Below are 10,885 nucleotides of genomic sequence, written 5' to 3'. Positions count from 1 at the left end.
GATGCCACGGAGGCCAGGATGGCAGCTCAGGCGGAGCCATCCCTGCTGGTGGACTATGCTCCGGTGATGCTCTGGCAGGCCGGGCCTGACCGGGCGCGGAGCTTCTTCAACCAGCCCTGGCTCGACTTCACCGGCCGGCCGCTGGAGGCCGAATTGGGCTTCGGCTGGATGGAGGGCATGCACCCGGAGGACCGCGCACGCTGCGAGCAGGTCTGTCAGCAGGGCTTTGCCAGCCGCGCCCCCTTCACCCTCGACTTCCGCCTGCGCCGGAATGACGGGGAGTGGCGCTGGCTGCTCGAGACCGCGCGGCCGCTCTGCCAGGATGGCCAGTTCACCGGCTTTCTCGGCTCCTGCGTCGACATCACCGACATGCGCCAGGCGATGGAGGAGCGCCGCCGCGCCCTGGCCGAGCGCGAGCTGCTGCTGGCCGAGCTGCATCACCGGGTCAAGAACAACGCCCAGGCCACCACCTCCTTCCTCGGCCTGCAGGCGAGCCGCGCCACCAGCCCGGAGGTCGCCGCCGCCCTGCGCGGCGCCGCCACCCGGGTGATGCTGGCGACGCTGGTGCAAGACCGCATGTTCCGCATCGCCGAAAACGCCACGATCGACCTCGGCGCCGAGTTGCTGGCCACCGCGCAGGCCGCGGTGGACGTGGTCGGCCGCCCCGGCATCGTGATCGAGGCCGAGATGGAGCCGGGCCTGCTGCTGCCCGTCTCCCAGGCGACCCCGCTGGCCCTCATCGTCAACGAGCTGGTGGTGAACGCCGCCCGCCACGCCTTCGCCGACCGCCCCGCCGGCACCATCCGCCTGGCGCTGCGCCGGCCCGCGCCCGGCCTCGGCGAGCTGATGGTGGCCGATGACGGCGTCGGCCTGCCGGAGGCGCAGCGGCGCAACACGCCGCAGGGCTGCCTCGGCCTGCACCTCGTGCCGCGGCTGGCGCGGCAGGCGCATGCCAGCCTGCGGCTCGATGTCGACGGCGGAACCAAGGCGACGCTTCGCTTCGCCTGCGGGTAACGCCTTCCCGAGTCCGCCCGGCCCCGCCATATAGGGGGGCAGATGGGAACATTGCCGGAACCGTTTGCCGCCTGGTTCGCCGGGCGGGGCTGGACGCCGCGTCCGCACCAGCTTGCCCTGCTGCGAGCGGGGCAGGCGGGCGAATCCGCGCTGCTGGTCGCGCCGACCGGCGGCGGCAAGACACTGGCGGGTTTCCTCCCGAGCCTCGTCGACCTCGCCCGCAATCCGCGTCCTGGTCTCCACACCCTCTACATCTCGCCGCTGAAGGCGCTCGCCGTCGACATCGCCCGCAACCTCATGGCGCCGGTCGAGGAGATGGGGCTGCCCATCCGCATCGAGACCCGCACCGGCGACACCCCGCAGAACCGCCGCGCCCGCCAGCGCGCCGACCCGCCCAACCTGCTGCTGACGACGCCGGAGAGCCTCGCCCTGATGCTCTCCCAGCCCGAGGCAACGGAGGTCTTCGCAGGGCTCGGCGCCGTCATCGTCGATGAGATCCATGCGCTGGCCGGCAGCAAGCGCGGCGACCAGCTGGCCCTCGCCCTCGCCCGGCTGGGGCGGCTGGCGCCGGCGGCGCGGCGGGTCGGCCTCTCGGCGACGGTCGCCTGGCCGGAGCCGCTGCGCGCCTTCCTCTCCCCCACCGGCGACCCCGAGGGCGTGCGCCTCGTCCAGGTGCGCGGCGGCGCCCCGCCGGAGCTGTCGATCACCCTGCCCGAAGGCCGGCTGCCCTGGGGCGGGCATATGGGCCTCGCCTCCATGCCGGAGGTCTATCGCCGCATCCGCGAGGCGCGCGTCACCATCGTCTTCGTCAATACGCGGGCGCAGGCGGAGCTCTGCTTCCAGGCGCTCTGGCGGCTGAACGACGACGCCCTGGCGATCGCCCTCCACCATGGCAGCCTGACCGTCGAGCAGCGCCGCAAGGTGGAGGCGGCGATGGCCGCGGGCAAGCTGCGCGCCGTCGTCGCCACCGCCTCGCTCGACCTCGGCATCGACTGGGGCGATGTGGACCAGGTGATCCAGGTCGGCGCGCCGAAGGGCGTGGCGCGGCTGCTGCAACGCGTCGGCCGCGCCAACCACCGGATGGACGAGCCCTCGCGCGCCGTCCTCGTCCCCGCCAACCGCTTCGAGGTGATCGAATGCACCGCGGCGCTCGAGGCCGTGCGCCACGAGGAGCTGGACGGCGACCCGCCGCGGCCGGGCGGGCTCGACGTGCTGGCGCAGCACGTCCTCGCCATGGCCTGCCACGCCCCCTTCCACCCGGATGACCTTTACGAGGAAGTCCGCCGCGCCGCGCCCTACGCCGCCCTCAGCCGCCGCGACTTCGACGACGTGCTCGGCTTCGTCGAGAATGGCGGCTACGCGCTCCGCGTCTATGAGCGCTTCCGCAAGCTGTTCCGCGACGCCGAGGGGCTCGTGCATGTGCGCGACCAGCACGTCGCCCGCCAGCTGCGGATGAATCTCGGCACCATCGTCGAGACCCCGCTGGTGAAGGTGCGGCTGCGCGGCGGCCCGGTGCTGGGCGAGGTGGAGGAGTGGTTCATCTCGACGCTCGTCGCCGGCGACTGCTTCATCTTCGCCGGGCAGACGCTGCGCTTCGAGGCGCTGGACGGCGTCAGCGCCGTCGTCTCCCGCGGCGGCGAGGGCGAGCCGCGCGTCCCCGCCTATGCCGGCTCCCGCATGCCGCTATCCACCTGGCTCGCGGCGCGGGTGCGGGAGATCATCAACGAGCCGCGCAAATGGCGCCTGCTGCCCGCCGCGGTGCAGGACTGGCTGAAGCTGCAACGCAAGCAGAGCATGCTGCCGCCGAAGGACGGGCTGTTGATCGAGACCTTCCCCCGCGGCGGCCGCTGGTTCCTCGTCGCCTATTGCTTCGAGGGGCGGCTGGCGCACCAGACGCTCGGCATGCTCGTCACCAAGCGGATGGAGCGCGCCGGCTTCGGCCCGCTCGGTTACCTCGCCACCGACTACGTCCTCGCCACCTGGTCCGCCTTCGAGCCGACCGAGGTCGACCGGCTCTTCGAGGAGGATATCCTCGGCGAGGAGCTGGAGGACTGGATGGCGGAAAGCTCGATGCTTCGCCGCACCTTCCGCAACATCGCCACCATCGCCGGGCTGCTCGAGAAGAACCACCCGGGACAAGAGAAACGCCCGCGCCAGATGACCATGAATGCCGACCTGATCTACGACGTGCTGCGCAAGCACGAGCCCGACCACATCCTGCTCCGCGCCACGCGGCAGGAGGCGGCGGGCGGCCTGACGGATGTCGCCCGCATCGGCCTGCTGCTGGCCCGCGCCCGCGGCCGCATCATCCACCGCCCGCTCAGCCGCGTCTCGCCGCTCGCCGTGCCGGCGCTGATCGAGGAGGGGCGCGAATGGGTCGCCGGCGGCGCCGAGGATGCGCTGCTCGCCGAGGCCGAGGCGCTGGTCGACGAGGTGACGGGCGGCGCAGAGCTGTTCTCCGGCCTGCTGGCCGATGTGACGGAGGGCGTCCGCATCCGCCCGCGCGACGTCGACAAGCCGCGGCACCGCGAGCGGCCGCGCCGCAACCGCTTCATCCGCAGCGCGCCGAAGAGCCTCGGCCAGGCATGAGCGCGGCACCGATCCATCTGGGCGGCGAGCGGCTGATGCTCGACCCGGCCGGCGTGCTGCACTGGCCGGCGCGGCATACGCTGGTCGTCGCCGACCTGCATCTGGAGAAGGGCAGCGCCTTCGCCGCCGCCGGCCGCTTCCTGCCACCCTACGACACGCGGGAGACGCTCTCGCGCCTCGCCTTGCTTTTGCGGCGCTGGAAACCGGCGCGGATCATCGCCCTCGGCGACAGCTTCCACGACCGGCATGGCGCCAGCCGCCTGCCGCCCACGGAGCTGGAGGCACTGCACCGCATGCTCTCCGGCATCGAGATGCTCTGGGTGCTCGGCAACCACGACCCGGAGCCGCCCGAGGGCCTCCCCGGCCAGGCCGCCGAGGAGGTGCGCGACGGGCCGCTCGTCTTCCGCCACCAGGCGCGCCCACCCGCCTCGCGCTTCTCGGCCCTCGCGGGCGGCGAGGTCTCCGGCCATTTCCACCCGAAGGCGACCATGCCGACGCGGGTGGGCGGCATCACCCGCCCCTGCTTCGTCGCCGATGGCCGCCGCCTCGTCCTGCCCGCCTTCGGCGCCTATACCGGCGGGCTCGACGCGCGGGATCCGGCCATCGCCGGCCTCTTCCCGCGCGGCGCGCGCCTCTTCCTGCTGGGGCGGGAGCGGCTGTTCAGCATGACCGCCGCTCCCACCGGTCAGCCTGCCCTTACGGGAACAGCACCTGGCTGACGGCGTGGATGATGCCGTTGTTGGCGACCATGTCCGGCCCGACCACCAGCGCCGGCGCCTGGACGTTCAGCCCGCCCGCGCCGAAGCTGCCGGTCTGCCGCTCGGGCGCCGGGTTGCTGATGGCGATCTTGCTGCCGTCATTGGCGACCAGGATCTCGGCGCCGTTCACCGTCTTGAAGCGCCGCCCGTCCAGCAGGCCGGAGGAGGGCATGGAGCCGGAGACGATGTGGTAGGCCAGGAACTCGCGCAGCCGCAGCGGGTCGGCGCTGTTCTGGTTGATGTTGCCCGAGCCTTGCGCGCTCAGCTCGGTGATGCGGGCATTGACCACGTCGAAGGCCGGATCGACGGGGGCGAAGACCGTCACGCTCGCCGTGGAGCGCAGCTGGTCGGTGATGCCGGCCTGGGTGATGAGGTCGATGAAGCGGTTGAACCGGCCATCGGCGGCCAGCGTCTCCATCACGTTGCGGGTCTGCGCCTGGCCGGGGCGGAGGCCCGCCAGGATCGTGCCGCCAGCAAAAGCGGTTGCGAGCATATGACGGCGATTTAATGAAATCATGCGTATCTCACCTTACGGTTTGAAAGGGGTAGCGGGATGTCGGTTAACGGGATCGCACCCGTGCGGTTCCGGAACGCGACATCGTTGCATCGGTTTGCGTGATCGCGCTGCCGTCATGAGGCCTGCATGTGTCGCGCTTTTGCCTCGGGCGCCTACATACGGCTGATGGCCTGCCCCTCCCCTGCCCTGCTCTGGTTTCGCCAGGATCTGCGCCTCGCCGACAACCCCGCCCTCGCCGCCGCCGCCGAGCGGCCCCTGCTGCCGGTCTACGTCCTGGACGATGCCGCGGCCGGGCGCTGGGCCCCGGGCGGCGCCGCCCGCTGGTGGCTGCACCACTCCCTCGCCGCGCTGGCCGGGGCGCTGGCCGCACGCGGGGCGCCGCTGCTGCTGGTGCGCGGCCGGGCGGAGATCGTCATCCCGGCGCTGGCCGATGCCATCGGCGCCGATGAGGTCCTGGCCGGCCGCCTCTACGAGCCCTGGGCCCGCGAGCGCGACGCCCGCGTGGCGGAGGCCCTGAAGGCCGCCGGCCGCAGCCTCCGCCTCGTCACCTCCACCCTGCTGCGCGAGCCGCCCACGGTGATGAGCGGCAGCGGCAAGCCCTATACGGTCTACGGTCCCTTCGCCAAGTCGATGGCTGTGCGCGGCGAGCCGGAGCCGCCCCAGCCCGCGACCGACCGCCTGCACCCGGTGCCGGGCGCCCCCACCGGCGACCGCCTCGCCGACTGGCACCTGCTGCCGCAGCCTCCCATCCCCGACTGGGCCGCAGAATTCGGCACGATCTGGACGCCGGGCGAGGCCGGGGCGCAGGCGCGGCTCACCCGCTTCCTCGCCGGCTCGGTGCGCGACTATGCGGTGAACCGCAACCTCCCCGGCATCGAGGGCTCCTCCGGCCTCTCGCCGCATCTCCGCTGGGGCGAGGTCTCGCCGCGCCAGGTCTGGCATGCCGTGCGCGAGGCCATCCCCGGCGATGTCGAGGCGGCCCAGCCCTTCCTTGCCGAGATCCTCTGGCGCGAATTCTCCTACCACCTGCTCTGGCACCGGCCGGAGATGCCGGAGGCGGCGCTGCGCGAGCGCTTCGCCCCCTTCCCCTTCGCGCCGGATGCCGCCCTGCTGCGTGCCTGGCAGCGCGGCCGCACCGGCATCCCTGTCGTCGATGCCGGCATGCGCCAGCTCTGGCGGCATGGCTGGATGCACAACCGGGTTCGGATGATCGCCGCCTCGCTGCTGGTAAAGCAGCTGCTCCAGCCCTGGCAGGCCGGCGCCTCCTGGTTCTGGGACACGCTGGTGGATGCCGACCTCGCCTCCAACAGCGCCTCCTGGCAATGGATCGCCGGCAGCGGGACGGACGCCTCGCCCTATTTCCGCGTCTTCAACCCGGTGCTGCAGGGCGAGAAATTCGACCTCAAGGGGGCCTATGTCCGCCGCTTCGTGCCGGAGCTGGCGCGGCTGCCGAAGCGCTGGCTGCACCGCCCCTGGGAGGCGCCGGAGGCGGTGCTGCGCGAGGCCGGCATCGTCCTCGGCCGCGACTATCCCGCACCCGTCGTGCTGCCGGAGGAGGGCCGCCGCCGCGCCCTCGATGCCTTCGCCCGCCTGCGTGTCGAGTGGGAGCCGGCGGCGTGACGGACGCTGCCCAGGCCGACCTCGCCGCCCGCGGCTTCCGTGGCTTGCGCATCGTCGGCGACGTGCATGGCGAGGCCGCCGCCTTCGAGCATGCGGTGGCGGGGGCGGAGGCGGAGCGGCTGTTCATCCTTCAGCTCGGCGACCTGACCGACCACGGGCCGGACAGTCCGGCTGTGCTGCGGCGGATGCTTGGCCTGCTCGATGCCGGGCGCGGCCGCTTCCTGCTCGGCAACCACGACCACAAGCTGCGCCGCGCGCTGATCGGCCAGCGGGTGCGGATGGCGCCGGAAGGGCTCGGGCAGACGCTCACGCAACTCGCCGAGGCGCCGGATAGCGCGGCGCTGACCTCCCGCGCTATCGCCGCCATCGCCGCGGCCCCGGCCTGGCTCCGCCTCGGCCAGTCGCTCTTCGTCCATGCCGGCTGGCACGCACGGATGCTGCGCGAGCCCTCGCCGCCCGATGCCGGCACCCGCAAGCCGGACCCGATGCTCTCCCGCGCCCTCTTCGGCCAGGTCACCGGGCGGATGATGCCCGATGGCTACCCCGAACGCCTGCATGACTGGGTGGACCGCATCCCGGCCGGCTACACGCTCTACTGCGGGCATGAGCGCCGCTCGACCGACGGCCGCCCCTATATCCAGCCGGGTGCGTCCGGAGGGCGGGCCATCTTCCTCGATACCGGCGCCGGCAAGGGCGGCCACCTTTCCTGGATCGACCTAGCTTGGTGAGGCCTCGGCCAACAGCGCCTGGAGGTCGAACCGCCGGTTGACCATGGCGAGGTCGCCCGCCGCATCGCGCGGCCATTCCCCGGGCACGCGGTCACGGTAGAGCTCCACGCCGTTGCCGTCCGGGTCGCGGAGATAGATCGCCTCGGAGACGCCATGGTCCGCCGCGCCCTCGATCGGCACGCCCGCCTCCACCACGCGCCGCAGCGCCACGGCGAGCGCCGCGCGGTCCGGGTAGAGCAGCGCCACGTGATAGAGGCCGGTCGTCCCCGGCGGCGGCCAAGGCCCACCCGCGCTCTCCCAGGTATTGAGGGCAATGTGGTGGTGATAGCCCCCGGCGGAGAGGAAGACTGCGCGGTCGCCCATGCGCTGCTGCACCTCGAGCCCGATCACGTCGCGCCAGAAGCCGAGCGCGCGGTCAAGATCGCCGACCTTCAGATGGACATGGCCGATCCGCATGGCGGGATGAACGGGGGTGGCAGGCTGGGCTTCGGGCATCGGATGGTCTCCTTCACCCAAAACAATGGCGCCGCCCCGGGGGGCGGCGCCAATCATCGGTTCCAATGGCGGCCATCGGCCGCCTGTATGGTCAGACCGCGAGCCTGCGCTCGACGATCTGGTTCTTCATGCTCTTCTGCAGCTTCTCGAAGGCGCGCACCTCGATCTGGCGCACGCGCTCGCGGCTGATGTTGTACTGCTGCGAAAGCTCCTCGAGCGTCGTGGGCTCGTCCTTCAGCCGCCGCTCGATCAGGATGTGGCGCTCGCGCTCGTTCAGCGTCTTCAGAGCCTCGCCCAGCAGCATGCGGCGGTTGGACAGGTCCTCGCGGTCGGAAAGCTCGCTCTCCTGCGTCTCCTGGTCGTCCACCAGCCAGTCCTGCCACTCGCCCTCGCTGTCGGCGCGAACGGGCGCGTTGAGGCTGTGGTCGGGCGAGGCGAGACGGCGGTTCATCGACACCACGTCCTGCTCCGGCACCTGGAGCACGCGGGCGATCTTCTCCACCTGCTCGGATTGCAGGTCGCCATCCTCAAGCGCCGACATCTGGGCCTTCAGCCGGCGGAGGTTGAAGAACAGCTTCTTCTGCGCAGCCGTCGTGCCCATCTTCACGAGCGACCAGCTGTGCAGGATGTATTCCTGGATGGCGGCGCGAATCCACCACATGGCATAGGTGGCCAGGCGGAAGCCGCGGTCCGGGTCGAACCGCTTCACCGCCTGCATCATGCCGACATTGCCTTCGGAGATCAGCTCGCCGACCGGCAGCCCGTAGCCGCGATAGCCCATGGCGATCTTGGCGACGAGACGAAGGTGGCTGGTGACGAGCTTATGCGCGGCCCGCTCATCGCCATGCTCTTTCCACCGCTTGGCGAGCTCCAGCTCTTCCTCCGGGGCGAGCATCGGAAATTTCCGAATCTCCTGGAGGTAGCGCGAGAGGTTGCCTTCGGGGGCAATGGGAATAACAGAGCTGGAAGCCATAACGGATATCTGCCTCCTGCGCTGGCGGGGCACCCCGTGACGGCGGCACCCTGGACCAACGACGAATCTGGCAGTTGAACGTGCTCCGGGCCCACCCGACCGCGCCTGCCTCGGTCACGACGAGGCGAGCAAGGCTGCGATATGGGTCTTGGCACCCGGAGGCCGCTGCCGGGGCATTTTTTAGCGCAAGTGGTGCCGCGCTGCAACAAAAATCCGACTTTCGCGGTTGGTTACTCGGCGTTACGCACTGCCATCATTGGTCAAGGTGCCCAGCAGCGCGGCGAAATCCGCGGGCGGCGGCACGCTGAATTGCAGCGCCTCCCCCGTCACCGGATGGCGGAAGCCGAGGCTCGCCGCATGCAGCGCCTGCCGCGGAAAGGCCAGCAGCGCCCCCCGCGCCGGTTCCGCCAGCAGCCGCGCCGCGGCCGGGGTGCGGCGGAGATAGACCGGGTCGCCCACCAACGGATGCCCCCGCTCCGCCAGGTGCACCCGGATCTGATGCGTCCGCCCCGTCGCCAGCCGGCAGCGCAGCAGGGCGCAGGCGGCGCCCCAGGCCCGCTCCGTCGCATAGCGGGTGAGCGCATGCTTGCCGTTGCGGTTGACGACCGCCATGCGCTTCCGGTCGGTCGGGTGGCGGCCTATATCGCCCTCGATCTCGCCCGCGGGCGGCTGCGGCACCCCCCAGGCGAGGGCCAGATACTCCCGGTCGAGGTCGCGGTTGGCGAAGGTCTCGGAAAGGGTCCGCAGCGCCCGCTCCGTCTTGGCGACGACCATGACGCCGGAGGTGTCCTTGTCCAGCCGGTGGACGATGCCCGGCCGCTTCTCGCCGCCGATTCCCTCCAGCTCCTCCCCCGCATGGGCCAGCAGCGCGTTCACCAGCGTGCCGTCCTGGTTGCCTGGCGCCGGGTGGACGACGAGCCCCGCCGGCTTGTCGAGCACGATCAGGTCGCGGTCCTCGAACAGGATCGTCAGCGGGATGTCCTGCGGCAGCGGCAGGGCATCGGTTGCGGGCGGGATGGCGAGGGCATAGGTGCTGCCCGCCCGCACCGCCTCGGCGGCATCGCGCAGCGGCTTGCCGTCCCGCGTCGCGGCACCAGCCACGATCAGTGCCTTGACGCGGGAGCGCGAGAGCGAACCTATCGCGTCCGCCAGGAAGCGGTCGGCGCGGGTGCCGGCGGCCTCGGGCCCCGCCATGGCGGTGAATGTCTCGGAGGGGGTCGCGGTGAGAGCGCTCAAGGTCTTGGTCGTCGTGATGGGGGTGCTGATCGTCGGCGGCACCGTGGCCCTGGTTGCGCTGCTCGTCCAGCGGGCCGGCGGTGGCGGGGCTGGCGCGGCCTGGCAGGCGGCGCTCGACCAGCCGGATGGGGCGCGCATCGCCGGTGTCGCCGCAAGCGAGAACGGCATCGGCATCTGGGTCCAGCGGCCGGATGGTGACCGGGTGCTGGTGGTGGACCCGAAGCGCGGCCGGGTCAGCGGCGAGATCCGCCTCGGCCGATGAAGCCGCCCCTGCCGCAGAAAATATGTGCCGCTTGCGGCCGGCCCTTCGCCTGGCGGCGCAAATGGGCGCGGGACTGGGAGCAGGTCCGCTTCTGCTCCGAAGCGTGCCGCAGCGGCCGCTACGCGAAGGCAAAAGAAAAACACCGGAAGGGCGCTTGATCCCGGCCCCGGTCGCGGTTAGAAAGCGCGCCTCGCGGCCTTGTCCCATTCGTCTAGAGGCCTAGGACACCGCCCTCTCACGGCGGCAACAGGGGTTCGAATCCCCTATGGGACGCCATTCAAGTGGGCTAAGTTGTTAATTGCTCTAGATTTTCTAGAGCACAGCTTTTGCTCCCCCACACAGGTCCCCACACTCCGCCTGCGTTAAGGTGCATCAAGGTGCCTTGGCTGGCTTATGTGTACCGTGCCACCCATTCACCCGTCTTCACCTTCAGCATCCCCACCACCATCGGCCCCAGAAATCCGGTGCGCTAGGTGATCCTGGACCTCACCAGCTGCCTCGGATGGCGGCTTTCCCACATGCAGACGATGTCGAAGGCCGGACGATGACTGAGGCCCGGCGACCGTTCTGGGGGCGGTGGACCGGGTGACGTGAGTGTAGCGGATGCTGACCCTGTGGTTTTGATCGTCGCCGTATTGACCGACCTGCCACCCGATGATCAAACCGGCCTCATGGTGCTGACGATGACGGCCT

11 protein-coding genes and 1 tRNA gene are annotated in these 10,885 nt (G+C 71.2%); 8 read left to right on the top strand and 4 right to left on the bottom strand.

Going from position 1 to position 10,885, the window contains the following annotated elements:
- Positions 1-18 precede the first annotated feature (18 nt).
- The 3 genes from JMJ56_RS17790 to pdeM are packed head-to-tail and all read left to right on the top strand — an operon-like array spanning position 19 to position 4,322.
- A complete protein-coding gene (locus JMJ56_RS17790) occupies positions 19-1,014 on the top strand; it encodes a sensor histidine kinase (protein ID WP_202833113.1) in 996 nt (331 codons plus the stop codon).
- A 42-nt stretch (positions 1,015-1,056) separates the two neighbouring features.
- Positions 1,057-3,603, top strand: a complete 2,547-nt coding sequence (locus tag JMJ56_RS17785) for a ligase-associated DNA damage response DEXH box helicase (protein ID WP_202833112.1) — start codon at positions 1,057-1,059, stop codon at positions 3,601-3,603.
- Entirely contained in the window at positions 3,600-4,322 is a 723-nt protein-coding gene (gene pdeM / locus JMJ56_RS17780; RefSeq protein WP_202833111.1) for a ligase-associated DNA damage response endonuclease PdeM, read from the top strand. The genes JMJ56_RS17785 and pdeM overlap by 4 nt, the downstream gene beginning before the upstream one ends.
- Here the strand turns inward: pdeM and JMJ56_RS17775 are convergent.
- A complete protein-coding gene (locus JMJ56_RS17775; RefSeq protein ID WP_202833110.1) occupies positions 4,300-4,854 on the bottom strand; it encodes a fasciclin domain-containing protein in 555 nt (184 codons plus the stop codon). The genes pdeM and JMJ56_RS17775 overlap by 23 nt on opposite strands.
- Positions 4,855-5,004: 150 nt before the next feature.
- On the opposite strand from JMJ56_RS17775, the gene JMJ56_RS17770 reads away from it, so the two are divergent.
- Together JMJ56_RS17770 and JMJ56_RS17765 are read left to right on the top strand one after the other, a co-directional pair.
- Positions 5,005-6,498: a cryptochrome/photolyase family protein gene (locus JMJ56_RS17770; protein WP_236037902.1), complete on the top strand. Its 1,494-nt coding sequence runs from the start codon at positions 5,005-5,007 to the stop codon at positions 6,496-6,498.
- Positions 6,495-7,226: a metallophosphoesterase gene (locus JMJ56_RS17765; protein WP_328702413.1), complete on the top strand. Its 732-nt coding sequence runs from the start codon at positions 6,495-6,497 to the stop codon at positions 7,224-7,226. The genes JMJ56_RS17770 and JMJ56_RS17765 overlap by 4 nt, the downstream gene beginning before the upstream one ends.
- Here JMJ56_RS17765 and JMJ56_RS17760 read toward each other — a convergent pair.
- The 3 genes from JMJ56_RS17760 to JMJ56_RS17750 form a co-directional block, all read right to left on the bottom strand.
- Positions 7,215-7,721, bottom strand: a complete 507-nt coding sequence (locus tag JMJ56_RS17760; protein ID WP_202833108.1) for a VOC family protein — start codon at positions 7,719-7,721, stop codon at positions 7,215-7,217. The two genes, JMJ56_RS17765 and JMJ56_RS17760, sit on opposite strands and share 12 nt — an antisense overlap.
- Positions 7,722-7,812: 91 nt before the next feature.
- Positions 7,813-8,694: an RNA polymerase sigma factor RpoH gene (rpoH, locus tag JMJ56_RS17755; RefSeq protein WP_202833107.1), complete on the bottom strand. Its 882-nt coding sequence runs from the start codon at positions 8,692-8,694 to the stop codon at positions 7,813-7,815.
- 240 nt (positions 8,695-8,934) lie between these two features.
- The gene (locus JMJ56_RS17750) at positions 8,935-9,888 is read right to left on the bottom strand and encodes an RluA family pseudouridine synthase (RefSeq protein ID WP_202833224.1); all 954 of its coding nucleotides are present in this window, start codon (positions 9,886-9,888) and stop codon (positions 8,935-8,937) included.
- Between the two features lie 28 nt (positions 9,889-9,916).
- Between JMJ56_RS17750 and JMJ56_RS17745 the strand changes: the two genes are divergently transcribed.
- The 3 genes from JMJ56_RS17745 to JMJ56_RS17735 all read left to right on the top strand — a co-directional run bounded on the left by JMJ56_RS17745 (position 9,917) and on the right by JMJ56_RS17735 (position 10,468).
- Positions 9,917-10,192, top strand: a complete 276-nt coding sequence (locus tag JMJ56_RS17745; RefSeq protein WP_328702412.1) for a DUF6476 family protein — start codon at positions 9,917-9,919, stop codon at positions 10,190-10,192.
- Positions 10,189-10,350: a DUF2256 domain-containing protein gene (locus JMJ56_RS17740; RefSeq protein WP_082012540.1), complete on the top strand. Its 162-nt coding sequence runs from the start codon at positions 10,189-10,191 to the stop codon at positions 10,348-10,350. Before JMJ56_RS17745 ends, JMJ56_RS17740 begins: the two co-directional genes overlap by 4 nt.
- Positions 10,351-10,392: 42 nt before the next feature.
- Positions 10,393-10,468, top strand: a tRNA-Glu gene (locus JMJ56_RS17735).
- Positions 10,469-10,885: the final 417 nt, after the last annotated feature.

The sequence above is a fragment of the Belnapia arida genome (assembly GCF_016773205.1).
Taxonomy (GTDB): domain Bacteria; phylum Pseudomonadota; class Alphaproteobacteria; order Acetobacterales; family Acetobacteraceae; genus Belnapia; species Belnapia arida.
Note: the sequence above shows the minus strand (reverse complement) of the source record. Positions and strands in the feature narration are given on the sequence as shown.

What these genes read in the sequence shown, in the direction of transcription:
- JMJ56_RS17790 (WP_202833113.1), top strand. Translation starts at nt 19, where the DNA reads ATGGCAGCTCAGGCGGAGCCATCCCTGCTGGTGGACTATGCTCCGGTG.
- JMJ56_RS17785 (WP_202833112.1), top strand. Translation starts at nt 1,057, where the DNA reads ATGGGAACATTGCCGGAACCGTTTGCCGCCTGGTTCGCCGGGCGGGGC.
- pdeM (WP_202833111.1), top strand. Translation starts at nt 3,600, where the DNA reads ATGAGCGCGGCACCGATCCATCTGGGCGGCGAGCGGCTGATGCTCGAC.
- JMJ56_RS17775 (WP_202833110.1), bottom strand. Translation starts at nt 4,854, where the DNA reads ATGCTCGCAACCGCTTTTGCTGGCGGCACGATCCTGGCGGGCCTCCGC.
- JMJ56_RS17770 (WP_236037902.1), top strand. Translation starts at nt 5,005, where the DNA reads ATGTGTCGCGCTTTTGCCTCGGGCGCCTACATACGGCTGATGGCCTGC.
- JMJ56_RS17760 (WP_202833108.1), bottom strand. Translation starts at nt 7,721, where the DNA reads ATGCCCGAAGCCCAGCCTGCCACCCCCGTTCATCCCGCCATGCGGATC.
- rpoH (WP_202833107.1), bottom strand. Translation starts at nt 8,694, where the DNA reads ATGGCTTCCAGCTCTGTTATTCCCATTGCCCCCGAAGGCAACCTCTCG.
- JMJ56_RS17750 (WP_202833224.1), bottom strand. Translation starts at nt 9,888, where the DNA reads ATGGCGGGGCCCGAGGCCGCCGGCACCCGCGCCGACCGCTTCCTGGCG.
- JMJ56_RS17740 (WP_082012540.1), top strand. Translation starts at nt 10,189, where the DNA reads ATGAAGCCGCCCCTGCCGCAGAAAATATGTGCCGCTTGCGGCCGGCCC.